Below are 24,545 nucleotides of genomic sequence, written 5' to 3'. Positions count from 1 at the left end.
CGGGCATGGACATCAGCATTCACCAGACCTTCCTTCCGCACGCCGACCCGGACGCGTCGCTGGCCTTCTACCGCGACATTCTCGGCTTCGAGGTCCGCAACGACGTCGGCTACGGCGGCATGCGCTGGATCACGGTCGGCCCCGCGGGACAGCCCGGTACGTCGATCGTCCTGGAGCCGCCGGTCGTGGAGGGCTGCGGCATCACCGAGGACGAGAGCCGCATGATCACCGAGATGATGGCGAAGGGCACGTACGCGGGCATCAACCTCGCCACCTCCGATCTCGACGAGACCTTCGCGAAGCTGGAGGCGAGCGGCGCGGAGGTCGTCCAGGAGCCGACCGAGCAGCCGTACGGCGTGCGCGACTGCGCCTTCCGCGACCCGGCGGGGAACCTGCTGCGCATCCAGGAGCAGCGCTGAACCGCATGGCTTGACCTGCATGGACGAGGCCGCCGCCGGGGTCGGAGGCGGCCTCTCGCCCCGGCCGGGGCGCTCCCGCGGCCGGGTCCGGCGAACCGGACGTATCCTTCGGAGTCGGCGGGCTCGTGACAGGCGGCGCCGACGGAGACCGCGGAGGGCGGCTCCACCTGACAGATGGAGAGACGATGAGCATGACCAGGGGGACGGAGGCGGAGTCGCCTGCGGAGCACGTCGCCGACCGCCATGACCTGATCCGCGTGCACGGCGCGCGGGTGAACAACCTCAAGGACGTCAGCGTCGAGATCCCGAAGCGCCGGCTGACCGTGTTCACCGGCGTCTCCGGCTCCGGCAAGAGCTCGCTGGTGTTCGACACGATCGCCGCCGAGTCGCAGCGGATGATCAACGAGACGTACAGCGCGTTCGTGCAGGGCTTCATGCCGACGATGGCGCGTCCCGAGGCGGATCTGCTGGAGGGGCTGACGACGGCGATCATCGTCGACCAGGAGCGGCTGGGCGCCAACCCCCGCTCCACCGTCGGCACCGTCACCGACGCCAACGCGATGCTGCGGCTGCTGTTCAGCAGGCTCGGGCAGCCGCACATCGGGCCGCCGAACGCGTTCTCCTTCAACGTCCCGTCGGTGAAGGCGGCCGGGGCGATCACCGTCGAGCGCGGTGACGGGTCCAAGGCCGAGAAGGTGACCTTCAGCCGCGCGGGCGGGATGTGCCCGCGGTGCGAGGGGCGGGGTGCGGTCTCCGACATCGACACGCGGCAGCTCGTCGACGACTCCAAGTCGCTCAACGAGGGCGCGATCACCATCCCCGGGTACAAGGCGGACGGCTGGTCGGTGAAGATGATCGTCAAGACCGGCTACTTCGACCCGGACAAGCCCATCCGCGAGTACACCGACAAGGAACTCCACGACCTGCTGTTCCGCGAGCCGGTGAAGGTGAAGATCGAGAACACGAACATCACCTACGAGGGGCTGGTGCCGCGCGTCAAGAAGTCGTTCCTGTCCAAGGACAAGGACGCGATGCAGCCGCACATCCGCGCGTTCGTGGAGCGGGCGGTCACCTTCACCACCTGCCCCGACTGCGGCGGGACGCGGCTCGCGGCGGCGGCCCGGTCCTCGAAGATCAAGGGGATCAACATCGCGGACGCGTGCGCGATGCAGATCAGCGACCTGTCCGACTGGGTCCGGGCGCTGGACGAGCCGTCGGTCGCGCCGCTGCTCACGACGCTGCAGGGCACGCTCGACTCGTTCGTGGAGATCGGGCTCGGCTACCTGTCGCTGGACCGGCCGTCCGGGACGCTCTCGGGCGGTGAGGCGCAGCGCACCAAGCTGATCCGGCACCTCGGCTCCGCGCTGACCGACGTCACCTATGTTTTCGACGAGCCGACCATCGGGCTGCACCCGCACGACATCCAGCGGATGAACGACCTGCTGCAGCGCCTGCGCGACAAGGGCAACACGGTCCTGGTCGTGGAGCACAAGCCGGAGACGATCGCGATCGCCGACCACGTCGTCGACCTCGGGCCCGGGGCCGGGACGGCGGGCGGCACGGTCTGCTACGAGGGGACCGTCGAGGACCTGCGCGGGTCCGACACGCTCACCGGCCGGCACCTGGACGACCGGGCCGTGATCAAGGACACGGTGCGCAAGCCGACCGGGACGCTGGAGATCCGCGGAGCCAACGCCCACAACCTCCAGGACGTGGACGTCGACATCCCGCTCGGCGTGCTCTGCGTCGTCACGGGCGTCGCGGGCTCCGGCAAGAGCTCGCTGATCAACGGCTCGGTCTCCGGGCGCGACGGCGTCGTCACCGTCGACCAGGCCCCGATCCGCGGCTCGCGGCGCAGCAACCCGGCGACCTACACGGGGCTGCTCGACCCGATCCGCAAGGCGTTCGCGAAGGCCAACGGCGTCCAGGCGTCGCTGTTCAGCGCCAACTCCGAGGGCGCCTGCCCCGCCTGCAACGGCGCCGGTGTCATCTACACCGAGCTCGGGTTCATGGACGGCGTCACCACCACCTGCGAGGACTGCGAGGGCAAGCGGTTCGAGGCGTCGGTGCTCGACTACCACCTCGGCGGCCGCGACATCAGCGAGGTGCTCGCGATGTCGGTCGCGGAGGCCGAGGAGTTCTTCGGCTCCGGCGACGCGCGCACCCCGGCGGCCCACAAGATCCTCGCCCAGATGGACGCCGTCGGGCTCGGCTACCTCAAGCTCGGGCAGCCGCTGACCACGCTGTCCGGCGGCGAGCGGCAGCGGCTCAAGCTCGCCACCCACATGGGCGAGAAGGGCGGCGTCTACATCCTGGACGAGCCGACCACCGGCCTGCACCTCGCCGACGTCGAGCAGCTGCTCGGGATGCTCGACCGGCTCGTCGACTCCGGCAAGTCGGTCATCGTGATCGAGCACCACCAGGCGGTCATGGCGCACGCCGACTGGATCATCGACCTCGGGCCGGGCGCCGGTCATGACGGCGGCAAGGTCGTCTTCGAGGGCACGCCCGCCGATCTGGTGGCCGCCCGCTCCACCCTCACCGGCGAGCATCTCGCCGAGTACGTCGGCCGCTGACGATCCGGCCGGATGCGGGGCCGCCTCCCTCGTGGAGGCGGCCCTGTCCGCGTTTATGCGGCCGGGCCGTGGTCGAAGGTGAAGCGCGGCCCCGGCAGCCCGCTGGGCTTGGGCGGCGGGGATGTGCGGACGCGCCGCCGCAGGCCGAGCTCTCCGGCGACCTCGTCGCGGAGCCGCGGGAGCAGCGCGTAGAGGGCGTCGCCGGGACAGGCGGTGGTGTTGTAGTCGCGGTGCCCGACGATGGCGGCGTACGGGTCGAGGTCGTGGACGTCGCACAGCCAGGCGCAGGTCGCGACGAGGGCGTCCCACAGCGCGGTGGTGGGCTCCTCGGTCATGTAGGTGCCCTCGTTCTCGATGCCGATCGTGTGTTCGTTGTGCCCGCGCGTCTGCGCGCCGACGACGAGATCACCGGCGTTGATGGCGGCGAGGCTGCGGTTGCGTCCCTCCATGAGGTGGCCGCCGCGGCTGATGGTGAGCTGCTGGCCGGCGTCCGCCCAGCCGTTGGTGTCCATGTGGAAGTTCTGGATCGCGCGGGACAGGGCGAGCGCATGCTCCAGCGACAGGTCGGTGGCGTTCGCCGACGCGGTGTGGTGGACGACGATGTGATCGGGAGCGCGGTTCAGCACGGTCGCCGCGGTCGCGGGCGGGCGGGCCGCCCACTCGGCACGGGTGTACCGGCGGGGCATGACCCGCGCTACAGCGGTCGGCGGCGGGCCGAGCAGCAGGCCGCCCATGGCGGCGGCGGTGACGCTTCCGAGCAGGCCACGTCGGGTGAATGGAAGGTTGGCGGGCACGAGCGGCTCCCCTCTAGGTGTCGATCGGCCGGGGCTGCCGATCATGGGTGAGATCCGGCGCCACCACAACCCCGTCGCCGCAGAAGGAATCAGTTCGTGGTGCGAACTGTGGGTATGCTGGTCGGGTGGGTACGCAGGATGGTGAGCGGTTCGGGGTCGTGAGCGCGCTGGTGCAGAGCGCGTTCCTCGTCAATGCCGTGTACACGGAGTCGGCTCGGGAGCATGGCATCACGTCGCAGCAGGGCGTGCTGCTGTGCGTGCTGATGATGCGGCCGCGGGGGATGGGCGAGCTGGGCGCGATGCTCGGGCTGGCCAAGTCGAGCCTGACCGGCCTGGTCGACCGGACGGAGCGAAACGGCCTGGTCCAGCGGGAATCCGACCCGGACGACCTGCGGGCGGTGCGGGTCGCGCTGACGCCGCGGGGTCGCAAGCTCATCGACGAGTTCTATCCCGAGACGTGCCGGCGGGTGGAGAGGCTCGCCGAGGGGCTCGGCGACGCCGAACGGGACGCGCTCGCCGAGGTGCTGGGCCGCGTCGTCCGCGACAACGAGGTCCCGGTGGTCTTCATGGAACCGGGCGAGGGGCCGTTCTCCAAACACTGACTCCGCGAATACGAGGTTGAAGTTCGGAGTACGAACTAATATGGTTCGTAGTACGAACTCTTCCTCTATGTGTGTGCGGAGTGTGTGATCATGAGTCGAACGGTCGCCGTCATCGGCGGTGGTTACGGGGGATCGGCCGTCGCCAAGGCGCTGGACGCCGAGGCCGACGTCGTCCTCATCGAGCCCAGGGACGCGTTCGTCAACGCGGCGGGATCCCTGCGGGCGCTGACCCGGCCCGACTGGGCGGGCAACATGTTCTTCCCCTACGACACGCTGATGGCCAGGGGCACGGTGATCCGCGACCGCGCCGCCTCCGCCGACCCGGGCGGTGTCACGCTCGCCTCGGGACGGCGCGTCGAGGCCGACTACCTGGTCCTGGCGTCCGGCTCCAGCTATGCCTACCCGGCCAAGCCGGAGGCCGATTCGACGGACGCGGCGCTGGACGACCTGCGCCGCACCCACAAGGAACTCGCGGGCGCCGAGCGGGTGCTCATCACCGGGGCGGGCCCGGTCGGGCTCGAGCTGGCCGGTGAGATCAAGGACGTCTGGCCGGGCAAGCGGGTGACCATCGTCGATCCGGTCGGGGAGCTCCTGCCGGGTTTCCACCCCGAGCTGCGCCGCGACCTGCACCGCCAGCTCGACGAGCTGGACGTCCGGCTGCTGCTGGGCACGCGGTTGGCGGCCCCGCCCGCGACGCCGTCCGGGCGCGCCGGGACGTTCACCGTGCGGGCCGGCGGCGGTGCGGAGATCACGGCCGACATCTGGTTCCGCGCCCACGGGGTGCGCGTCAACAGCGGCTACCTCGCCGACGGGCGGCTCACGCCCCGGACGGCGCAGGGCGAGGTGCCGGTCTCGGAGACCCTCAACGTCCGCGGGCACGACCACGTCTACGCGATCGGCGACCTCACCGATCTGGCGGAGGCGAAGCGGGCCGGGCACGCCATGCGGCACGCCGAGGTCGTGGCGGAGAACATCCTCGCCCAGCTGCGAGGGGAGCGGGCGGCCGCGGTCTACCGGCCGTCGCCCGAGCCCATGATCCTGCTGCCGCTCGGTCCGCGCGGCGGCGTCGGCCAGATGCCCATGGAGGACGATGGCCCCGCCGTCCTGCCGGCCCCGGCGGTCGCCGAGTACAAGGGCGCCGATCTGTTCACCGGACGGTTCGCCGAACTCTTCGGCACCGCTGTTTGAGAAGGGAGGGCGGCACAATGCCTGTGCAGAACGTCGTCTTCGGCTTCGGTGCCCATACCGGCGTCGGCGACGTGCCCGGACTGCTCCGCCTGGCCCAGCAGGCCGACCGGGACGGTCTCGACATCGTCTCCCTGTCGGACCACCCCTACATCGGCGGACGCCTCGACGCCTACGCCGCCATCGGGTTCGTCCTCGGCCGGACGGAGCGCATCGCGGGCCTCGCGAACGTCACCAACCTGCCGACCCGGCCGGCTCCGATGCTGGCGCGGACGGTGACGTCGCTGTCGGCGCTGTCCGGCGGCCGTGTCGTGCTCGGCATGGGCGCGGGCGGGCTCTGGGACCGGATCACCGACATGGGCGTCCCGCGGCTCTCTCCGGGCGCTGCCGTGGACGCCTTCGAGGAGGCGATCGTCCTGGTCAGGAAGCTGTCGGGCGGCGGCCCGCCGGTCACCCACCGGGGCCGCCACTACCGGGTGGACGAGATCGAGCCCGCCCCCGTGGCCGCGCCTCCGGTCTGGACCGGATCGGTCGGACCGAAATCCCTGGCCGCAACCGGACGCGTCGCGGACGGCTGGATCCCCGGCCACGCCGCCGACTGGCTCAGCGACCGGTACCGGGAGTCGCGGCCGATCATCGATGAGGCCGCCGCGGCGGTGGGCCGCGATCCGGGGGAGATCCGCACGATCTTCAACCTTCCGGGGCGCATCACCGGCCGTCCGCTGGCCGCGACCCGTGACCGGTCGGGGCGCTGGATCGGCGGGTCCGCCGAGCAGTGGGCCGAGGAGCTGACGGGGGCGGTGCTGGAGCACGGTGCGTCGGGCTTCACGCTCTTCCCGGCCGGCGACGGGGCCCTGGACGAGGTGTTCCTCGGGCGCTGGGCCAGGGAGATCGTCCCGGCGGTGCGCGAAGCGGTCATGAAGGAGGAGGGGTGAAAGTCAGCGGCGCTGGAAGCCTTCCCTGGTGCGCAGGCCGTAGCCGAACGCGCGGTCGAAGGAGATGTGGGCCAGCCAGCCGCACAGCCCGGCAAAGATCGGCGCCCAGGTGAGCGGCCCGAAGGTGTAGGCCACGATCAGCGCGACCGGGATCAGCGCCCGGTGCGCGGTGTTGTAGTACCGGACGGCGCGCGGCGGGAGCTGGCCCTTCTCGACCTTGTGGGCGTCGCGAGCCCCGGCCAGGAAGGTCAGGTCGGGCGCGATGAAGAAGGCGACGGCGAGGACGACCGCGAGCCAGCCGTGGTTGACGCCTTCGAGGACGGCGAAGGCCGTCCAGAAGAGGGCGTTGGCCAGCCACGCGACCCGGAGGACGGCGCGGGCGGGGCTCGGCTTGACGGCGGTCGGGGTGACGGTGGCGGTCGGGGCGGTGATGGTGGTCGGGGCGGTGATGGTGGTCATGGCCTGGCTCCCTCGCGACAGCGGCGGCTAATGCTCTTAGCCATAACCATAAAGCTAAGAGCATTAGCCGTCAAGCTCAGCGGAGTCGCGCGTAGATGTCGCCGGACCTGCCGCGCGGGCGGATGCGTTCCAGCCGCCGTTCCAGGGTGGCGGCGTCCAGCCAACGCGGGGCGCCGAACCGCATCGACTCGATGGGGGAGTAGTTGTACTCGTAGCCGCCCGCCGTCGCGCCGAGCCGCTCCACCAGGCGCAGCGCCTCCAGCCCGGCCTCGTGCGCGGACGGGATGTACTCGAACGACAGCGCGGGCAGGGCGCTGCTGAGGCCGGCGAGGACGTCCGCCTCGAAGCCCTCGACGTCGATCTTGCAGAAGGCCGGGACGCCGTGCGCCGCGATGAGGTCGTCCAGCGTCGTCACGGCCACCTCGACGGAGCGGTCCCATCGGACGCGGGCGAAGCCGCGGTCCGCCGCGACCGACTCGATCCAGCCGCGCGACATCGAGGACACCGTCGGCGTCGCCGTCGAGAGGGCCAGATCGGCCCGGCCGCGCCGCGCGCCGACCGCGTCCGGCACGATCGTGACGGCATCGTCGCGGCCGTAGAGGAGGCGCAGGACGCGCAGGCAGTCGGGCTGCGGCTCGGCCGCCACGATCCGCGCTCCGAGCCCGCGCCAGACGCGCACCCGCCCGCCCACGTGCGCGCCGATGTCGAACGCGAGATCGCCCGGCTTGATGAACTCGCCGTAGAGGCGCGTCGCGCGGCGGTGCTTGCCCGGGACGCCGTAGTACATGACCAGGGAGCGAGCGATCCCGTAGGCGCGCAGCAGCATCCGCCGACACTACCGCGCGGGTCCGCCGCCCCGGCCGGATTCCTCGCGCCGTGTCAGGGAACGTCCCCGGGATGGAGACCAGGCCGTGGACCTCTGACCGGGCCAGCCGCTCGCCGTTCGTGCTGCCGCGCGGGCTGCGGGGACGGCTCGCCGGACGCCTCATGCTGCGGATGAACAGGCAGGACGAGGTCGCCCGCCTGCTCGCCGTCCGGCCGGGGGAGCGGGTGCTGGAGGTCGGGTACGGGCCGGGCGGGCTGATCCGCCGCCTCGCCCGCACGCCCGCCGAGCGGGTCTGCGGCGTCGACCCGTCCCCGGAGATGCGCGCCATGGCCGCGAGGCAGGCGGCGCGGGCGGATCTCCGGGTGGGGACGGCCGAGCACACGGGATTCGGCGAGGCCGAGTTCGACTGCGTCGTCTCGGTCAACAGCGTGGCGCTCTGGCCGTCTCTGGAGCGCGGGCTGGACGAGCTGCGCCGCGTCACGCGTCCCGGCGGACGGGTGCTGATCGCCTGGCACGGCGGCCGCCGGCCGCCGTGGATCGCGCGGCGGTTCAGGCTGCCGGGCGACCGGCTCGACCGCATCGAGGACGCGCTGCGCAGCCGTTTCGCGGACGTCGACCGGCACGAGCTGTCCGATCTCACGGCGTTCACGGCCAGGCGGGACCGCCCGGCCGGGCAGCGGGAGGGGCGCCGGGGCGCGGGTCAGGGCTTGCGGGCCACGCCGCCGTAGACGGAGACCTGCGTGTCGTCGATCTTCCGGGCCTCGTCGTCGGGGCGCCAGTGGTGAACGGCCGTCACACCCGGTTCGACCAGTTCCAGTCCGTCGAAGAACCTCGTGATCTGCGCCTTCGTCCGGCCCTTGGCGCGGATCCCGTGCTCGTTGTGCTTCTGCAGGGCCCTGCTCGGCTGGGCGGCGCTCTCGATGTTGATCGTGGAGAGCGCGAGGAAGCTGCCGGACGGGAGCGGCTCCAGCAGCCGCCGGACGACCCCCTGGGCCTTGTCGTCGTCGGGGATGAAATGGATGACGGTGAGGAGGCACAGCGCGACGGGCTCGTTCAGGTTGAGCGTCTCGTGCAGCTCCGGCGCGGTCAGTATGGCGTCCGGCTCGCTCAGATCGGCCTGGATGTAGCGAGAGCGGCCCTCAGGGGTGCTGGTGAGCAGGGCGCGGGCGTGCACGAGCACGATCGGGTCGTTGTCGACGTAGACGACCCGGGAGGTGGGATCGACGCCCTGGACGACCTCGTGCAGGTTGGGCGAGGTGGGCAGGCCGGTCCCTATGTCGAGGTACTGCCGGATGCCGTGGTCGACGGCCAGGTGGCGCGCGACGCGGACCATGAAGTTCCGGCTGGCCCGCATTGACGTGCGCATATACGGCGCGATCTTGACGATCTCCTCCGCGGCGTCCCGGTCGGCCGCGTAGTTGTCCTTGCCCCCCAGCAGGTAGTCGTAGACCCGGGCCGAGTGGGCCACGTCTGTACGCAGATCGGCCGAGCGCGGCCCACTGTCCGCTGTGTCCGGCACGTGAAGCCCCCATCGGTTGGTGCGGTGGCACGCCCACATACTAATGAGGCCGCTCACCCTTTGGATCACGTTTTGTGGGGGTTGAAGGCACGTTGCGGTAAAGGCAATCCCATTGGCAGGGCGAATTCCGTTCAGGACGGCCGGCCGCGAGGTCCCTTCAGGACGAAGTGTAAGGGCCGGTCAGGACGGTGGCAGGCCGAGCGCGCGGGCGATCAGCATGCGCTGCACCTCGGAGGTCCCCTCGCCCACCTCCAGGATCTTCGCATCCCGGTAGAAGCGGCCGACCGCGTACTCGTTCATGAAGCCGTAGCCGCCGAAGATCTGCGTGGCGTCGCGGGCGTTGTCCATCGCGGCGTTCGAGGAGACCAGCTTGGCGATCGCCGCCTCCTTCTTGAACTCCTCGCCCGCCAGCAGCTTCGCGGCCGCGGCGTAGTAGGCCAGCCGGGAGGTGTGGGCGCGCAGCTCCATGTCGGCGATCTTGAACTGGATCGCCTGGTAGCGGCCGATCTCCTTGCCGAACGCTTCGCGTTCGCGCACGTAGCGGAGGCATTCGTCCACGCAGCCCTGGGCGAGGCCGACCGACAGCGCGGCGATCGCGATGCGGCCCTCGTCCAGGATGCGGAGGAACTGCGCGTAGCCGCGGCCGCGCTCGCCGACGAGGTTCCCGGCCGGGACGCGCACGTCGTCGAACGACAGCTCGCGGGTGTCGGACGCCGACCAGCCGACCTTCGAGTACTTGCGCCCGACCGTGAACCCGGGCGTCCCGTTCGGGACGATGATCGTGGAGATCTCGCCGTCGCCGGTGAACGCGGTGACGGTCACGAACGCGGTGATGTCGGTGCCGGAGTTGGTGATGAACGCCTTCGACCCGTTGATCACCCACGAGTCGCCGTCGAGCCGGGCGGTGGTGCGCATCCCGCCTGGCACGTCGGAGCCGCCGCCCGGCTCGGTGAGCCCGAACCCGGCCAGCCGCTCGCCGGAGGTGAGCTGCGGCAGCCAGTGCGCCTTCTGCTCCGCCGACCCGAACCGGTAGATCGGCATCGCGCCCAGCGACACCCCGGCCTCCAGCGTGATCGCGACCGACGAGTCGACGCGCGCCAGCTCCTCCAGCGCCAGGCAGAGGGCGAAGTAGTCGCCGCCCATCCCGCCGTGCTCCTCCGGGAACGGCAGACCGAACAGGCCCATCTTCCCCATCGCGGCGACGATCTCGTACGGGAACTCGCCGCGCTCGTACAGGTCCCCGATCACCGGGGCGACGCTCTCGCGGGCGAACCGCTCGACCGTGCTCCGCAGCTCTTCCTGCTCCTCGGTGAGCGTGAAGTCGATCATCATGTCTCCGTTGCGGGTGAGAGGGCCTGGACGACGCGCGACGGGCTGGGACGGCCGAGATGGCTCGCCAGCCAGCGGCTCGTCGCGACGAGCTTGTCGAGGTCGACGCCCGTCTGGATGCCGAGCCCGTGCAGCATCCAGACGAGGTCTTCGGTGGGCAGGTTGCCGGTGGCGCTCCCCGCGAACGGGCAGCCGCCGAGGCCGCCGGCGGAGGCGTCCACGACCGTGACCCCGGCCTGGAGCGCGGCGAGCGTGTTGGCGAGCGCCTGCCCGTAGGTGTCGTGGAAGTGGACGGCGAGCCGCTCGGTGCCGATGCCCGCCGCGCCGAGCGCCTCGATCAGCGCGGTGACCTGTCCGGGCGTGCCGACGCCGATGGTGTCGCCGAGGCTGAGCTGGGAGCAGCCGAGATCCATCATCCGCGACGCGACGGACACGACCTGCTCGATCGGCACGTCCCCCTCCCACGGGTCGCCGCACACCATCGACACGTACGCCCGCACCCACAGCCCTTCGGCGCGGGCGCGCCCGACGACCGGGGCGAACATGGCGAGGGACTCGTCCACGGTGCGGTTCAGGTTGCGCTGGGAGAACGTCTCGGTCGCGGAGCCGAAGATCGCGATCTCGGTGACGCCGTTGGCGAGCGCCCTTTCGAGACCCCGCTCGTTGGGGACGAGAACGGGATAGCGCAGCTCGGGGGACCGGGGGAGGACGTCCAGCAGCTCCTCGGCGTCGGCGAGCTGCGGCACCCACTTCGGGTGCACGAAGCTGGTCGTCTCGATCGTGCGCAGGCCCGCGTCCGCCAGCCGGGTCACGAACTCGGACTTGACGTCCACCGGGACGACGGCCTTCTCGTTCTGCAGCCCGTCCCGCGGCCCGACCTCGTAGATCGTGACCTCGGCCGGGAGACCGGAGAGAGGAACCCGCATCGTCATGCCCTTCCTTTCTGGGGGGCGCCCCCCAGACCCCCGAGTAGCCGGCCCGATGATCCTCGCTCCGCTCCGGTCATCCGGCCTCCTCGATCACGGCCAGCACCGCGTCGAGCGCGACCTGCGCGCCCGCGCGGACCGGCAGCTTCGCCACGACCCCGGCGAGCGGCGCGGTGACGGTGTGCTCCATCTTCATCGCCTCGACGACCACGAGCGGCTGCCCCTCGGCGACCCGGTCGCCCTCGGCCGCCTTGACGGCGAGGACCGTCCCCGGCATCGGGCTGCGCAGCACCCCGTCGCCCGCCCCGGCCGCGTCCGGGCCGCCTTCGGCGCGGACGTGCTCGCTCAGCGCCCAGGCGTGCCCGGCGCGTCCGAGCCAGAGCGTGTGGCCGTCGCGGGCGGCCTCGAACGAGGTCGTCCTTCCAGCGTAGGTGAGGGTGAACGGCCTGGTCAGCGATGCCGCGACCGGTGGATCATCGCCGATCGCGACGCGGGCGTCCGCGGCCCGCCCCTGCACGCGGACCTCCACCGGCTCGCCGCCGGACGGGGTGATGATCCACGGCGTCCAGGCGTGCGCGCCGGGACGCCAGCCGTCCGGGACGTCCCAGGGGTCGTCGCCCGAGCCTTCGAGGGCGAGCATCCGCTCCAGCGCGGCGGCGGCCAGCACCTCGGGCGGGACGGACGCGTCCGCGGTCAGCTCGTCCAGGGCTCGCTCGACCAGGCCCGTGTCGAGATCGCCCGACACGACGTCCGGATGCGCGAGCAGGCGCCGCAGGAAGGCGACGTTCGTCGGGACGCCCAGCAGCGTGTACGAGGCCAGTGCCTGGTCGAGGCGGCGCAGCGCCTCGGCCCGGTCGGCGCCGTGGACGATCACCTTCGCGAGCATCGGGTCGTAGGCCCCGCCGACCTCCGTCCCGACGTCGAGCCCGGAGTCGACGCGGGCGTGCTCGGGCTCGGTCAGGGCGAGGACGCGCCCGCCGGTCGGGAGGAATCCGCGCGAAGGGTCTTCGGCGTAGACGCGGGCCTCGATCGAATGGCCGTCGAGGGTCACGTCGTCCTGGGTGAACGGCAGCGGCTCGCCCGAGGCCGCGCGGAGCTGGAGCTCCACCAGGTCGAGGCCGGTGACGAACTCGGTCACGGGGTGCTCGACCTGCAAGCGGGTGTTCATCTCCATGAAGAAGAACTCGTCGGGGCGGTCGGCGGAGACGATGTACTCGACCGTCCCGGCGCCCACGTAGCCGACGGCCTGCGCGGCGGCCACGGCGGCGGTGCCCATCCGCTCGCGCGCGGCGCCGTCCAGCAGCGGCGAGGGCGCCTCCTCGATGATCTTCTGGTGGCGGCGTTGCAGGCTGCATTCGCGTTCGCCCAGGTGGACGGCGTTGCCGTGGGCGTCGGCGAAGACCTGGATCTCGATGTGCCGCGGGTTCTCGACGAACCGCTCGGCGAGCAGCGTGTCGTCGCCGAACGAGCCGCGCGCCTCGCGGCGGGCGGACGCGATCGCGTCGGGCAGCTCGGCCGCGTTCCAGACGAGCCGCATGCCCTTGCCGCCGCCCCCGGCCGACGGCTTGATCAGCACCGGAAGCCCGACCTCCAGGGCCGCGGCCTTCAGCTCAGCGTCGGAGAGGCCGGGCTCGTCCCGTCCCGGGACGACGGGCACGCCCGCCGCCGCGACGGTCCGCTTCGCGCGGATCTTGTCGCCCATCGCCTCGATCGCCCCGGCGGGCGGGCCGATGAACACCAGCCCCGCCGCGCCGCACGCCCGCGCGAACGCGGTGTTCTCGGCGAGGAACCCGTACCCGGGATGGACGGCGCCCGCCCCGGACGCCCGCGCCGCCCCGATCACGGCGTCGATGTCGAGATACGACGGGACGCGGAGCGCCTCGTCCGCCTCCCGCACATGCCGGGCCCGCGCGTCGGCGTCGGTGTGGACGGCCACCGAACGCACGCCCAGCCGCCGCAGCGTGCGGAACACGCGGACGGCGATCTCCCCCCGGTTGGCGACCAGGACGCTGTCGAACATCACACCCTCACATCCGGAAGACGCCGTAGCCGACCGGCTCCAGCGGTGCGTTCGCGGCGACCGACAGCCCGAGCCCCAGCACGCGCCGGGTGTCGGCCGGGTCGATCACCCCGTCGTCCCAGAGCCGCGCCGTCGAGTAGTACGGGTTGCCCTGTGCCTCATACTGCTCGCGGATCGGCGACTTGAACGCCTCCTCGTCCTCGGCGGGCCATTCCTCGCCGCGCGCCTCCAGCTGGTCGCGGCGGACGGTCGCGAGGACGCTCGCCGCCTGCTCGCCGCCCATGACGGAGATCCGCGCGTTCGGCCACATCCAGAGGAAGCGCGGCGAGTACGCGCGCCCGCACATCGCGTAATTGCCCGCGCCGAACGACCCGCCGATGACGACGGTGAACTTCGGGACGCGCGCGCACGCGACCGCCGTGACCATTTTCGCGCCGTGCTTGGCGATGCCGCCCGCCTCGTATTCGCGGCCGACCATGAACCCGGTGATGTTCTGCAGGAACACCAGCGGGACGCTGCGCCGGTCGCACAATTCGATGAAGTGCGCGCCCTTCTGCGCCGATTCGCTGAACAGGATGCCGTTGTTGGCGACGATCCCGACCGGGTGCCCGTGAATGCGCGCGAAGCCGGTGACGAGCGTCGCGCCGTATTCCTTCTTGAACTCCTGGAAGCGGCTGCCGTCCACGATGCGGGCGATGACCTCCCGCACGTCGTAGGGGGTGCGCGGGTCGGGCGGGACGACCCCGTACAGCTCCGCCGGGTCGGCGGCGGGCTCCTCCGGCGCCGCGACGTCCCACGGGCGCGGCTCGCGCGGCCCCAGCGTGGACACGATCTCGCGGACGATCCGCAGCGCGTCCGCGTCGTCGTCGGCGAGGTGGTCGGTGACGCCGGACGTCCGCGAGTGCAGCTCGCCGCCGCCCAGCTCCTCCGCCGTCACGACCTCGCCGGTCGCGGCCTTCACCAGCGGCGGCCCGCCCAGGAAGATCGTCCCCTGGCCGCGGACGATGACGGCCTCGTCGCTCATCGCCGGGACGTACGCGCCGCCCGCCGTGCACGACCCCATCACGGCCGCGATCTGCGGGATCCCGAGCCCGGACATGGTCGCCTGGTTGTAGAAGATGCGGCCGAAGTGCTCGCGGTCGGGGAACACGTCGTCCTGGCGGGGGAGGAACGCGCCGCCGGAGTCGACCAGGTAGACGCAGGGGAGGCGGTTGTGCAGCGCCACCTCCTGCGCCCGCAGGTGCTTCTTGACCGTGACCGGGTAGTAGGTGCCGCCCTTCACGGTGGCGTCGTTGGCGACAATCACGCATTCGCGGCCGGAGACGCGCCCGACCCCCGTGATGATCCCGGCGCCGGGCGCCTCGTCGTCGTACATGCCGTTCGCGGCCAGCGGGGACAGCTCCAGGAACGCCGAGCCCGGGTCGAGGAGCGTGTCGACGCGGTCGCGGGGGAGCAGCTTGCCGCGCGCGACGTGCCGCTCGCGGGCCCGCTCGGGGCCGCCGCGCCCGGCCCGGTCGACGTGCTCGCGCAGCTCCGCGGCCAGGGCCTCGTTGTGCGCGGCGTTCGCCTTGAACGCCTCGGCCGTCACGTCCGCGCGGGAGCCGATCCCGGGTCCGCTCATGACCGTCCGTCCCTCCGGTTAACGATCGTTAACAATGCCGATGTTAATGCCTGTTAACAACTCTAGTCTAGACTGGCGGCCATGACATCCCACCCGGCCGGGGACCCGGCGGCGGAACCGGCCGGCGCACCGCCGGCCGGCCCGCCGCCCGGCAGGCCCGCGCCCGGGGCGCCGCCTGCCGGGCCGCCGCCGAACCCGCGCCGGGCCGAGATCCTCGCCGCCGCGGCCGAGCTGTTCGCGCGGCGCGGCTACCACGGGGTGTCCATCGGCGACCTCGGGCGGGCCGTCGGCCTCACCGGCCCGGCCCTCTACCGGCATTTCCGCGGGAAAGAGTCCGTACTCGCCGAGATGCTCCTCGACATCAGCGAGCGGCTGCTCGCCGAGGGCGTCCGCCGCGCCGCCGACCCCGATCCGGGACGGGCGCTGGACGCGCTGCTCCGCTGGCACATCGCGTTCGCCCTTGACAACCCGGCGCTCATCACCGTCCACGAGCGGGAACTGGACAACGTGCCCGAGCCGCAGCGGCACCGCGTCCGCCGGCTCCAGCGCGCCTACGTGGAGGAATGGGTCGCCGTCCTGCGCCGCCTGAACCCGGCCCTGCCGGACGACCGGACGCGCGCCGCCGTCCACGCCGCCTTCGGCCTCCTCAACTCGACCCCGCGCAGCGCCACCGGTCTCGACCGCGCCGCGATGTGCGCTCTCCTGCACGGCATGGCCCGCGCCGCCCTCGAAAACGCGCGCTGACGCCATTCACCGGTATGTGAACGGTCAATTAAATCGCCGACTCGGACCGGCCGATTTACCCGGGTGCACGATTGTGGACCGTCCACAATCTTGACTTGATCCCCGCGCCATAGGTCAGATGGACGTGAAGGTCACCCGCTCTGACCGAACTAAGGAGTAACCCATGGACGTCGAGGACGTCGGCTTCTACGAGATCGCACAGAAATACCCGGACCGTCCCGCCGTGCTGGCACCCGGCGTGCCGATGTCGTACGGCGGGCTTCACGCCGAAGTGAACCGCCTCTCGAACTCGCTGGAGGGGCTCGGGCTGCGTCCCGGAGACGCCCTTGCGACCGTGCTCGGCAACCGTCCCGAGTTCCTGACAGTCATGCTCGCCGCACTGCAATCAGGCCTCTACCTCGTGCCCGTGAGCCGCCACCTGACCAGGCCCGAGATCGCTCACATCCTCGCCGACAGCGGTGCCAGGGCGGTCGTCACGGAAAGCGCGTTCGCCGACGTTGTGTCGGGCGCGGCCGACGAGGCGGGCATCCCCGCCGAAGGGCGCGTGAGCGCGGGCCCCGCGAACGGCTTCCGCTCGATGGCCGGGCTGTGCGCGATGGGCAGCGCCGAACCGCCCGGCAAACGCCGGACGGGTTCGATCATGCTGTACACGTCCGGGACGACGGGACGCCCCAAGGGGGTCCGGCGGCCGCTGCTCGACATCGCGCCGGAGACGGTGGCCGGTGTCCTGCGGCGGACCCTGATGCGCCAGCTCGGCCTGGAGCCCGGCGACGACGAGGTCCACCTGGTCGTCGGCCCGCTCTACCATTCGGCGCCCTGCGTCCACGCGCTGATGTCGCTGCACCTCGGGCACGCCGTCGTGGTCGCGTCGCGGTTCCGGCCCGAGCACACCCTCGAGCTGATCCAGCGGCACGGCGTCACCAACACGGTCATGGTGCCGACGATGTTCCACCGCATGCTCGCCCTGCCGGACGAGGTCAAGGCCCGCTACGACGTGTCCTCGCTCCGCCGCGTCTACCACACCGCCGCGCCCGTCCCCGTGGAGACCAAGACACGGATGCTGGACTGGTGGGGACCGGTCCTCTACGAGTACTACGGGTCGACGGAGAGCGGCCCCGTCGTCCTCGCCGAGCCGGACGAGTGGCTCGCCCGGCCCGGCACGGTCGGCCGCCCGGTCGACGGCGTCCAGATCAAGATCCTCGACGCGGAGGGCCGCCCGCTGCCCGCAGGGGAGACGGGCCTGATCTACGCGAACGGCCATCTGGGCTTCGAGTACCACGGCGACCCCGCCAAGACCGCCTCCTCGATGCACGACGGCTTCTACACCGCCGGCGACCTCGGCCACCTCGACAAGGACGGCTGGCTCTACATGAGCGACCGCCGCACCGACCTCATCATCTCCGGCGGCGTGAACATCTACCCGGCCGAGATCGAGAGCGTCCTCCTCCAGCATCCGGCGGTCGCCGACGCGGCCGTCATCGGCCTCCCCGACGACGACTGGGGCCAGGTCGCGGTCGCGCTCGTCGAGCCCGCCGAGGACGCCCACCCCGGCGACGCCCTCGCCGCCGCGCTCCTCGCGCACTGCGAGCCGCGGCTGGCGAAACAGAAGCATCCGCGCCGGGTGGAGTTCCGCGCCTCGCTGCCCCGCACACCCTCAGGCAAGCTCAGCCGCCGCCGCGTACGGGACGACTACCTGCACGGATTCCCCGACTGACCGCGCCTCGCCGTTCCGCGCGGAACGCTCCCGAACTATTCGCGGCGGACGTCGAACGCCGCCGGGCGCCGCTGCGTACAACGGCACATGAAAGACCTGAAGGTCGCCCCACTCGACGACGTCGCCCCGACCCAAGCCGCTCCGACGAAGACCGACCTTCCCGTCCTCCCCGACCCCACCGTCCACACCGAGGCGGCGACCGCTTCGGCCGATCACAGCGCCCCCGCTCCACGCGCGAGCACCGCACCAGGCCAGGCGTCCGGCGACGAGGCGCCCGGCGCCGACGACGACCGCGACGGGATCACACGCCTCGGTGACCTGGTCGCGGTCTGGCCGTGCGCCGGCTGCGGACGGCCCGTGCCGCAGCCGGTGCGCGGCGTCCGCACCGTCCGCCACTGCCAGGACGGCGACGGCGCGTGCGAACGGTCCGCGCGCGACGCCCGCGAACGCGGCCTGGAGTCCCCGGGCCTCACCGGCCAGGTCGCCTGGACATGGGAGATGGTCGACCGGCTCGAAGGCGCCGCCGACCGGCTCGCGGGCGCGCTGATGTCCGAACTGAGCGTCGCGGGCGTCGAACGGCGGATCGCCAACGCCCGCGCCGACGCCGCGGGAGAGATCGCGATCGCGCAGCGGGAACGCGACGCGTCCGAGCGGCAGGCGGAGGCCGCCTGGCGCGAAGTGGCCTCCGCCCGCGGCCGCGCGGACCTCGCCTGCGACCGCGCGGACACCGCCCAGCGGGACGCCGCGGCCGCCCGCGCCGACGCCGAACGCCTCACCGCCGAACTCGACACCGCCAGGCGCGAATGCCGCGACGCCCAGGACGACGCCGAAGCCGCCGGCGCCGCCCGCCTCGCCGCGGAACGCGACCGCGACCGCGTCGCCGCCCGCGAGGGCGAACTGCTCGCCTCGCTGGAGAACGCCCGCGCGGAACTGGTCGCCCTGCACGGACGGCTGTCGGACGCGGAGACCCTCGCCGAGGGCCAGCGCGTCGAGGCGGACGCCGCGAAACGCTCCGCCGAGGACCTGCGCTCCGCCGTCCGCGACGCCGAGGCCAAGCGCGGCCAGGCCGTCGCCGACCGCGACCAGTTCCAGGCGCGGGCACGGGAGTTCGAGCGGCACAACTGGCAGCTGTCCCGCATCGCCGAGGAACTGCGCGCCGCGGTCAAGGCCCTCACCGCCGAACGCGACGCGGCCCGCGCCGAAGCCGACCGCGCCCGCCGCCGGGTCGACGCCATGACCGCCGTCAACGACGGCCGCCCCGACTTCGCCCCCCGCGACGCCGGCCCGCACCGCTTCGCCGACCGGGAGCCGCCGACAGGCCTGCACCCCCTCCCGCCGCTGAACGGACCGCCGCTGAACGGATCGTCCCTGAACGGACCGCCGCTGTATGGCGCCGACCCGCTGGCCGTCGACCCCAGGACCGGCAGCGGACATCGCCTGCCCCACGCCGGTTGACCTTCGCTGGCAGGACGTTGAACAGCTAGGAGGTGAGGCCCTTCCCCACACTGCACTGGCCCTGAACCGGCCGCCGTATCGCACCGGGGTGGTACGGCGGCCGGTACCTATCTGCGCGCCTGCAAGAAGGCCGCGTAGCCGAGGGCCCCGGCATGGACGGCGGCGTGCACGGCGCGGGCGATCCTCGCCCCCCACGTGGAACGCGGCCCCGCGAACGGCTCCTGTGCCCCGCCACCGGTCGTCGCGGCGACGCAGATGACGTCGGACGCGGTGCCCGTGCACGGATATCCCGCTTCGAGAAGCGCCTGGGTCTTGGCCTCGGTGGCGGTGACGACCGCGTTCACCAGCGCCCCGTCGCTCAACGGCACCGGAATGGCGACGACGATGTTGACGGTCCCGGGCGTCCACGCCGACGGCGACTCACCGCTCGGCTGCAGCGGTGGCGAGGGAGGCGTCGCGCCGTCCAGAAGCATCGGCGCGAGCTCGGGGTCGACGGCCCCGGCGGGCGCGGCGGCCCAGGTCGGGACGCGCAGCCCGACCGTCGCGGACACGCTCACGCCCTCGTCGTCCCCCCGCATCGTGCGGGACACCGACGCCGCCGTGAGCATGCCGACGCCCGGCCCGTCCAGGCCGTGCGACGCGGCGAGCTCCTCCAGATGGACGACCGGGTCCATCCGCGAGTAGCCGCCCGGGACCTGCGCGTTCAGCACCCAGCGGGCCGGGCCGATCCCGCCGCCGAGCATCGCCGAGGAGATCATCCGCTGCCCGTCCCCGGCCCGCCACACGGTGGACGCGAGCCGCTTCCCGCCCTCCACCCGCCACGTCATCTCAACCTTCACGAACGCTCCCACGCCCCTTCATCCGACGACCGCCCCGATGGCCGTTCCGTCGGCCTTCCCGCAGGCCGTTCCGCAGGCCGTTCCGTTGACCCTCCCGCAGGCCGTTCCTCAGGGCGTTCCGTAGGTCGTTCCAGCGACAGGATCGGTCGCCCGCCGGGGCCGGGCCCGACATGCACCCGCGCGTCGAAATGCTCCTCGACAGCGCCACGGGTGAGGACCTGCGCCGGCGAACCCGCCGCGGCGACCCGCCCGTCCGAGAGGAGGACGAGGTCGTCGGCGTACTGCCCCGCCAGCGTCAGGTCGTGGATCGTCGTCACCACGGTCAGCTCGTCGGAGAGCCGCAGCTGGTCGACCAGCTCCATCACCTGCTGCTGATGGCCGATGTCCAGGGCGGTGGTCGGCTCGTCCAGCAGCAGCACCGACGTCTGCTGCGCCAGCGCCCGCGCCAGCACCGCCCGCTGCCGCTCACCGCCCGAGAGCTCGTCCAGCGGACGGGACGCGAACCCGGTGAGATCCAGCCGGTCGAGCACGTCGGCCGTGATCGCCCGGTCGCGGGCGCTCTCGCGTCCGAGATGCGAGATGTACGGGGAACGCCCGAGAAGCGTGTAGTCGAAGACGGTCATCCCGGCCGGGATGTTCGGGCTCTGCGGCGCGTAGGCGATCAGCCGGGCCCGCTGCCTCGGCTTCAGCGCCGCCACGTCCGAACCGGCCAGCGTGATGCCGCCCTCGGACGGCACCAGGCCCAGAACGGCGCGCAGCAGCGTCGACTTCCCGGCCCCGTTCGGCCCGATGACGGCCGTCCACGACCCGGACGGGACGTCCAGCGACACGCCCTTCAGCACCGGCCGCCCGCCGAGCGCCACGTCCAGTCCCCGGATCTCGATGGTCACGTGTCCACCCGCCTGCGGCTGGCGCGCAGCACGGCGACGAAGAACGGCCCCCCGACGAACGCCGTCACGACGCCGAGCGGAATCTCCCCGGGCTTGATCGCCGTCCGCGCCACCAGGTCCGCGACGCCCAGGAACGCCGCGCCGCCGAGCAGCGACAGCGGCAGCACGATCCGGTACGAACCGCCCGCCAGCCGCCGCACGATATGCGGCACCACGATCCCGACGAACCCGATCAGCCCGCTCACCGCGACCGCGCACGCCGTCGCCAGCGACGCCGCCATCAGCACCGTCAGCCGCACCCGCGCCGCCGACAGCCCCAGCGCCGCCGCCTCCTCGTCGCCGACGCTCAGCACGTCCAGCAGCCGCCCGTGCACCAGCAGCACCACGGTCGACACCAGCGCATACGGGGCGACCATGGCGAGCTGGTGCCAGTCCGCCGACCCGACGCCGCCGAGGATCCACGAGAAGATCCGCTGCAGCTCCTCGGTCTTCAGCTGCTGGACGAACGTCTGCACCGCCGAGAGGAACGTCGACACCGCGACCCCCGCCAGCACCAGATTCGCCATCCCGTTCCCGCGCCCCGCCGTGTTGCCCAGCGCGTACGCCATGAACACCCCGGAGATCGCGCCGACGAACGCCGCCAGCGGCACCCCGTACCCCGGGTCGCCCGGCACCAGCGCGATCACCAGGGTCGCCCCGACCCCGGCACCGCCCGCCGCGCCCAGCAGATACGGATCGGCGAGCGGGTTGCGGAACACCCCCTGATACCCGGCCCCCGCCAGCGCGAGCATCCCGCCCACCAGCGCCGCCATCAGCGCCCTCGGCACCCGCAGCTCGAACAGCACGTTCTCGTCGATCACGGCGAGCCCGGAGTCGACGTCCACGAACGGCAGCCGGTCGGCCAGCGCCTTCAGCACTCCGCCGACGGGCAGCCCCGCCGACCCGACCAGCACCCCCGCCAGGAGGGTCGCCGCCAGCAGCGCCACCGCCACCCCGAGCGGCACCACTCGCAACCGCGCCTGCTGCCGCGGCACCGAGTACGCCCCCCGCCGGAGCGAACCACCACGTCCCCGGACGTCCTCGCGGACGTCCGGGGACGTCCCGGCCGGAAGCCGGTCGGCCGGGACGACTCCGGAACGGCGGCGCCGAAGGCTCACGAGCGAACGTCCATCAGGGCAGTGATCACTGGGTCTTCTGCACCGCGGCGCCGATCGCCTTCGCGAACTCGGGCAGGCGCGGCCCCCACCGGGAGGCGACGTCGTCGTCGAGCTCGACCACGCCCTTGTTCTTGACCGCGTCCAGGTCCGGCCAGCCGGGCCGCTTCGCGACCGTGGCGGCGTTCTGCCCGCAGCACTTGGTGTCGGCCAGGAAGATCAGGTCCGGGTCCTGCTTGAGGAGGTATTCGCGGGACAGCTGCGGGTACCCGCCGGACGCCTTGTCCGCCGCGTCCGCGATGTTGCGGAGCCCGAACAGCCCGTACACCTGGCCGACGAAGGTCTGGGACGTTACGGAGTGCAGCTGGTTGTCGAGCTCGTGGTAGTACGTGAGCCCCTTCGCCTTGGACGACGCGGCGACGGTCTTCGCTATCTCGGTCCGCATGCCGTCGACGACCTTCTTCGCCTCCGCGGCATGTCCGGTCGCCAGGCCGAGATCGTTGATCTCGTCGTACGCCTCGTCCAGCTTGGTCGCCGCGGGCTCCAGCAGAACGGGGACCTTGACCTTCTCCAGCGCCTTCACGATGCCGTTCAGGTCATCGGACAGGACGACGAGATCGGGCTTGTACGCGATGATCGCTTCGGCGTTCGGCTTGAAGCCGGACAGCTTCGTGCGGGGCGCGTTCGCCGGGACGTTCGAGTAGTCGTCCACCGCCACGACCTGCGGCCCGGCGCCGATCGCGAACAGCGTCTCGGTGTGCGTGGGGGAGAGTGACACGATCCGCTTCGGATCGGCCGGAACCTGCACCGCGCCGTTGGCGGCCTGAACGGTGACGGTCTTCGCGCCTGACGTCTTGGTGGTGCCGTCGTCGCCGCCACATGCACCGGCGAGTGTGACGACGCAGGCCGCCATCACCACGACGAGGGAACGTACGGGTCTCACTGAAGCCTCCTGGCTACAGGGAAGCCGCGGCCCGTTCATGACGGATCGCCCTTCCACGAGGTCGAAAATCGTCGACGCGCGGGAGGCGACCTGGCTCGGCCCTTTCGGGCACCACAGTTGCGGGACAGCACCGGATTCACACCGGATTTCGCTCCTCGCGCGCAGCACCGCAACGGTATCAGCCGCCGAATCCGGATTCGTCCTGCTCGGAGCGCGATAATTCACTACCCGCCCGATACGGAGTGAGCTCCCACTAACGCTCCGTAAGACTCCGCCACCCTCCACGGCCCGACCGCCACACCGCGCACGTCACCGCCTTGGCGACCTCCGTCACCGCCACGATCCCCGCCCACGCCGTCGCGACGGCTTGCAGCACGTTGTCGAGGAACGGCCTTGCTCGACGGCTTGCCGACCAGGGCTCGCAGCCGGATGCGGTCGTCGGCAAGCGGCCGGACGCGCAGGCGCCTGCCGAGAGTGCCCACAGCATCGGCATGGCGGGTGCCTTCCCGTGACGCCACGCATCAGGGGTGTCTCTTCGAGCACGTGAGATCCATCGGGCGGCCGACGGCCGTGCTCCATCGCGGGAGTCGACGGGCCAGAAAAATGTGTCGAACGCGGAGCCGAGCTTTGAGAAGGTCGTGAATGACCCGGAACTGCTGCGAAAGGAAGCCCGTGCCGCGTGCCGTCACATTGATCCGCTCCGCCTCCCTGTCCGATGTTGCCGAGTACGCCTACGCGGCCACGGCCCCGGCCGAGTCACGGCTGATCTTCCTGGCCGGAGCATGCCCACTGAACGAGGACGGTTCCACTGCGGCGCTCGGGGACTTCGCGGGGCAGGCGGCCAAGGCCGTGGAGAACATGCGGACCGCTCTGACGGACTCCGGCGCGTCTCTGCACGATGTCATCAGCACCCGCGTTCTCGTTGCCTCCCAGCGGCAGGAGGACCTGGTGACCGCATGGGAGGTCGTCCGGGAGGCGTTCGGCGACCATGACGTGCCCAGCACATTGATGGGTGTCACCGTGCTCGGCTATGACGGCCAGCTCGTAGAGATCGAAGCCATCGCCGCCGTGCTCGATTCCTGAGCCGACGAGCCGTCCCTGCCGAGGACCAACCGCCCCGCCCGGGTTTGGCTCCGGTTGCGATCGGAGCCAAACGAGGAGGGCGGCAGCGGTGACGATGCCGAGATAGCCCTGCCCGCGCTTGTCGTAGCGGGTAGCGACGGCTCTGAACTAGCTGAGCTTCCCGGTAGCCCGCTCCACCGTGTTGCGATCTTCGTACCGGTCCTTGTTGAAGCCCGGGGCCGTCCGCCACATGACGCCCGGCGCAGGCGGGCGCCCGTGTGGTCCTTCTTCTCCGGGATCACGTGCCGGATACCGCGCTCACAGAGGCAGACGCGGATCTGCCATTGCTGGACGCCTCGTCTGCTGGACGCCTTGTCGAGGCTCACGCTGTCCGGGATGCGGCGGGGACGCCCGAGCCCCACGCGGGGAACCGGATCTCGTCCATGACTAGCTCCAACTGGGTGCGGTCCGTCCGTTGTCCGGGGGTGACGAGCAGGGAGAACGGCGGCGGCGGCCCTCCGCGGCCAGGTGGG

Annotated in this window: 22 protein-coding genes and 1 riboswitch; of the genes, 10 read left to right on the top strand and 12 right to left on the bottom strand. The window is 72.0% G+C overall.

What is annotated here, in order from left to right:
* Positions 1 to 5: 5 nt before the first annotated feature.
* Positions 6 to 419 carry a VOC family protein gene (locus tag ACH34S_RS12815; protein WP_395952775.1) on the top strand — a complete coding sequence of 138 codons (414 nt, stop codon included), beginning with the start codon at positions 6 to 8 and terminating at the stop codon, positions 417 to 419.
* Positions 420 to 604: 185 nt separating this feature from the next.
* Positions 605 to 2,995, top strand: coding sequence for an ATP-binding cassette domain-containing protein (locus tag ACH34S_RS12810; protein ID WP_395952774.1), 2,391 nt, complete (start codon positions 605 to 607; stop codon positions 2,993 to 2,995).
* A 53-nt stretch (positions 2,996 to 3,048) separates the two neighbouring features.
* On the opposite strand, the gene ACH34S_RS12805 is transcribed toward ACH34S_RS12810, so the two are convergent.
* Entirely contained in the window at positions 3,049 to 3,729 is a 681-nt protein-coding gene (locus ACH34S_RS12805; protein ID WP_395953316.1) for a peptidoglycan recognition family protein, read from the bottom strand.
* A 185-nt stretch (positions 3,730 to 3,914) separates the two neighbouring features.
* Here ACH34S_RS12805 and ACH34S_RS12800 point away from each other — a divergent pair, with 185 nt between their 5' ends.
* The 3 genes from ACH34S_RS12800 (at position 3,915) to ACH34S_RS12790 (ending at position 6,511) form a co-directional block, all read left to right on the top strand.
* Positions 3,915 to 4,391, top strand: a complete 477-nt coding sequence (locus ACH34S_RS12800; protein WP_395952773.1) for a MarR family winged helix-turn-helix transcriptional regulator — start codon at positions 3,915 to 3,917, stop codon at positions 4,389 to 4,391.
* A 90-nt stretch (positions 4,392 to 4,481) separates the two neighbouring features.
* Entirely contained in the window at positions 4,482 to 5,579 is a 1,098-nt protein-coding gene (locus ACH34S_RS12795) for an NAD(P)/FAD-dependent oxidoreductase (RefSeq protein ID WP_395952772.1), read from the top strand.
* Positions 5,580 to 5,596: 17 nt separating this feature from the next.
* Positions 5,597 to 6,511 carry an LLM class flavin-dependent oxidoreductase gene (locus ACH34S_RS12790; protein WP_395952771.1) on the top strand — a complete coding sequence of 305 codons (915 nt, stop codon included), beginning with the start codon at positions 5,597 to 5,599 and terminating at the stop codon, positions 6,509 to 6,511.
* Between the two features lie 3 nt (positions 6,512 to 6,514).
* Here the strand turns inward: ACH34S_RS12790 and ACH34S_RS12785 are convergent, their stop codons facing one another.
* Both ACH34S_RS12785 and ACH34S_RS12780 read right to left on the bottom strand, forming a co-directional pair.
* On the bottom strand, positions 6,515 to 6,970 hold the full coding sequence (locus ACH34S_RS12785) for a DUF4260 family protein (RefSeq protein WP_395952770.1): 456 nt from the start codon (positions 6,968 to 6,970) through the stop codon (positions 6,515 to 6,517).
* A gap of 76 nt (positions 6,971 to 7,046) precedes the next feature.
* The gene (locus tag ACH34S_RS12780; RefSeq protein WP_395952769.1) at positions 7,047 to 7,796 is read right to left on the bottom strand and encodes an FkbM family methyltransferase; all 750 of its coding nucleotides are present in this window, start codon (positions 7,794 to 7,796) and stop codon (positions 7,047 to 7,049) included.
* Positions 7,797 to 7,867: 71 nt separating this feature from the next.
* Here ACH34S_RS12780 and ACH34S_RS12775 point away from each other — a divergent pair, with 71 nt between their 5' ends.
* Positions 7,868 to 8,524, top strand: a complete 657-nt coding sequence (locus tag ACH34S_RS12775) for a class I SAM-dependent methyltransferase (protein WP_395952768.1) — start codon at positions 7,868 to 7,870, stop codon at positions 8,522 to 8,524.
* On the opposite strand, the gene ACH34S_RS12770 is transcribed toward ACH34S_RS12775, so the two are convergent.
* The 5 genes from ACH34S_RS12770 to ACH34S_RS12750 form a co-directional block, all read right to left on the bottom strand.
* The gene (locus ACH34S_RS12770; protein ID WP_395952767.1) at positions 8,497 to 9,264 is read right to left on the bottom strand and encodes an SAM-dependent methyltransferase; all 768 of its coding nucleotides are present in this window, start codon (positions 9,262 to 9,264) and stop codon (positions 8,497 to 8,499) included. The two genes, ACH34S_RS12775 and ACH34S_RS12770, sit on opposite strands and share 28 nt — an antisense overlap.
* A 231-nt stretch (positions 9,265 to 9,495) precedes the next feature.
* Entirely contained in the window at positions 9,496 to 10,644 is a 1,149-nt protein-coding gene (locus ACH34S_RS12765) for an acyl-CoA dehydrogenase family protein (protein WP_395952765.1), read from the bottom strand.
* Positions 10,644 to 11,570: a hydroxymethylglutaryl-CoA lyase gene (locus ACH34S_RS12760; RefSeq protein WP_395952764.1), complete on the bottom strand. Its 927-nt coding sequence runs from the start codon at positions 11,568 to 11,570 to the stop codon at positions 10,644 to 10,646. The genes ACH34S_RS12765 and ACH34S_RS12760 overlap by 1 nt, the downstream gene beginning before the upstream one ends.
* A 76-nt stretch (positions 11,571 to 11,646) precedes the next feature.
* Positions 11,647 to 13,590 carry a biotin carboxylase N-terminal domain-containing protein gene (locus ACH34S_RS12755; RefSeq protein WP_395952763.1) on the bottom strand — a complete coding sequence of 648 codons (1,944 nt, stop codon included), beginning with the start codon at positions 13,588 to 13,590 and terminating at the stop codon, positions 11,647 to 11,649.
* A gap of 7 nt (positions 13,591 to 13,597) precedes the next feature.
* Complete coding sequence (locus ACH34S_RS12750; protein WP_395952762.1) at positions 13,598 to 15,211, bottom strand: carboxyl transferase domain-containing protein; 1,614 nt, start codon at positions 15,209 to 15,211, stop codon at positions 13,598 to 13,600.
* An 81-nt stretch (positions 15,212 to 15,292) separates the two neighbouring features.
* On the opposite strand from ACH34S_RS12750, the gene ACH34S_RS12745 reads away from it, so the two are divergent.
* The 3 genes from ACH34S_RS12745 to ACH34S_RS12735 all read left to right on the top strand — a co-directional run bounded on the left by ACH34S_RS12745 (position 15,293) and on the right by ACH34S_RS12735 (position 19,124).
* Positions 15,293 to 15,955, top strand: a complete 663-nt coding sequence (locus ACH34S_RS12745; protein ID WP_395952761.1) for a TetR/AcrR family transcriptional regulator — start codon at positions 15,293 to 15,295, stop codon at positions 15,953 to 15,955.
* Between the two features lie 163 nt (positions 15,956 to 16,118).
* The gene (locus ACH34S_RS12740) at positions 16,119 to 17,669 is read left to right on the top strand and encodes an AMP-binding protein (RefSeq protein WP_395952760.1); all 1,551 of its coding nucleotides are present in this window, start codon (positions 16,119 to 16,121) and stop codon (positions 17,667 to 17,669) included.
* An 87-nt stretch (positions 17,670 to 17,756) separates the two neighbouring features.
* Positions 17,757 to 19,124, top strand: coding sequence for a chromosome segregation ATPase (locus ACH34S_RS12735; protein WP_395952759.1), 1,368 nt, complete (start codon positions 17,757 to 17,759; stop codon positions 19,122 to 19,124).
* 107 nt (positions 19,125 to 19,231) lie between these two features.
* Here the strand turns inward: ACH34S_RS12735 and ACH34S_RS12730 are convergent, their stop codons facing one another.
* The 4 genes from ACH34S_RS12730 to ACH34S_RS12715 all read right to left on the bottom strand — a co-directional run bounded on the left by ACH34S_RS12730 (position 19,232) and on the right by ACH34S_RS12715 (position 22,950).
* Positions 19,232 to 19,951: an adenosylcobinamide amidohydrolase gene (locus tag ACH34S_RS12730; RefSeq protein WP_395953315.1), complete on the bottom strand. Its 720-nt coding sequence runs from the start codon at positions 19,949 to 19,951 to the stop codon at positions 19,232 to 19,234.
* An 8-nt stretch (positions 19,952 to 19,959) separates the two neighbouring features.
* Positions 19,960 to 20,853, bottom strand: a complete 894-nt coding sequence (locus tag ACH34S_RS12725; RefSeq protein WP_395952758.1) for an ABC transporter ATP-binding protein — start codon at positions 20,851 to 20,853, stop codon at positions 19,960 to 19,962.
* A complete protein-coding gene (locus tag ACH34S_RS12720; RefSeq protein WP_395953314.1) occupies positions 20,850 to 21,887 on the bottom strand; it encodes a FecCD family ABC transporter permease in 1,038 nt (345 codons plus the stop codon). Before ACH34S_RS12720 ends, ACH34S_RS12725 begins: the two co-directional genes overlap by 4 nt.
* Before the next feature lie 148 nt (positions 21,888 to 22,035).
* Positions 22,036 to 22,950, bottom strand: coding sequence for an ABC transporter substrate-binding protein (locus tag ACH34S_RS12715; RefSeq protein WP_395952757.1), 915 nt, complete (start codon positions 22,948 to 22,950; stop codon positions 22,036 to 22,038).
* A 62-nt stretch (positions 22,951 to 23,012) separates the two neighbouring features.
* A riboswitch (cobalamin riboswitch) is annotated at positions 23,013 to 23,137 on the bottom strand.
* A gap of 485 nt (positions 23,138 to 23,622) precedes the next feature.
* Here ACH34S_RS12715 and ACH34S_RS12710 point away from each other — a divergent pair.
* A complete protein-coding gene (locus ACH34S_RS12710; RefSeq protein WP_395952756.1) occupies positions 23,623 to 24,033 on the top strand; it encodes a RidA family protein in 411 nt (136 codons plus the stop codon).
* The last annotated feature ends 512 nt before the right edge of the window (positions 24,034 to 24,545 follow it).

It is taken from the genome of Actinomadura sp. 3N508, from assembly GCF_044326375.1.
Classification (GTDB): Bacteria; Actinomycetota; Actinomycetes; order Streptosporangiales; family Streptosporangiaceae; genus Spirillospora.
Note: the sequence above shows the minus strand (reverse complement) of the source record. Positions and strands in the feature narration are given on the sequence as shown.

Coding starts and splice junctions, on each gene's coding strand:
- ACH34S_RS12815 (WP_395952775.1), top strand. CDS start 6: ATGGACATCAGCATTCACCAGACCTTCCTTCCGCACGCCGACCCGGAC.
- ACH34S_RS12810 (WP_395952774.1), top strand. CDS start 605: ATGAGCATGACCAGGGGGACGGAGGCGGAGTCGCCTGCGGAGCACGTC.
- ACH34S_RS12805 (WP_395953316.1), bottom strand. CDS start 3,729: ATGGGCGGCCTGCTGCTCGGCCCGCCGCCGACCGCTGTAGCGCGGGTC.
- ACH34S_RS12795 (WP_395952772.1), top strand. CDS start 4,482: ATGAGTCGAACGGTCGCCGTCATCGGCGGTGGTTACGGGGGATCGGCC.
- ACH34S_RS12790 (WP_395952771.1), top strand. CDS start 5,597: ATGCCTGTGCAGAACGTCGTCTTCGGCTTCGGTGCCCATACCGGCGTC.
- ACH34S_RS12785 (WP_395952770.1), bottom strand. CDS start 6,970: ATGACCACCATCACCGCCCCGACCACCATCACCGCCCCGACCGCCACC.
- ACH34S_RS12780 (WP_395952769.1), bottom strand. CDS start 7,796: ATGCTGCTGCGCGCCTACGGGATCGCTCGCTCCCTGGTCATGTACTAC.
- ACH34S_RS12775 (WP_395952768.1), top strand. CDS start 7,868: ATGGAGACCAGGCCGTGGACCTCTGACCGGGCCAGCCGCTCGCCGTTC.
- ACH34S_RS12765 (WP_395952765.1), bottom strand. CDS start 10,644: ATGATCGACTTCACGCTCACCGAGGAGCAGGAAGAGCTGCGGAGCACG.
- ACH34S_RS12760 (WP_395952764.1), bottom strand. CDS start 11,570: ATGCGGGTTCCTCTCTCCGGTCTCCCGGCCGAGGTCACGATCTACGAG.
- ACH34S_RS12755 (WP_395952763.1), bottom strand. CDS start 13,590: ATGTTCGACAGCGTCCTGGTCGCCAACCGGGGGGAGATCGCCGTCCGC.
- ACH34S_RS12750 (WP_395952762.1), bottom strand. CDS start 15,211: ATGAGCGGACCCGGGATCGGCTCCCGCGCGGACGTGACGGCCGAGGCG.
- ACH34S_RS12745 (WP_395952761.1), top strand. CDS start 15,293: ATGACATCCCACCCGGCCGGGGACCCGGCGGCGGAACCGGCCGGCGCA.
- ACH34S_RS12740 (WP_395952760.1), top strand. CDS start 16,119: ATGGACGTCGAGGACGTCGGCTTCTACGAGATCGCACAGAAATACCCG.
- ACH34S_RS12735 (WP_395952759.1), top strand. CDS start 17,757: ATGAAAGACCTGAAGGTCGCCCCACTCGACGACGTCGCCCCGACCCAA.
- ACH34S_RS12730 (WP_395953315.1), bottom strand. CDS start 19,951: ATGACGTGGCGGGTGGAGGGCGGGAAGCGGCTCGCGTCCACCGTGTGG.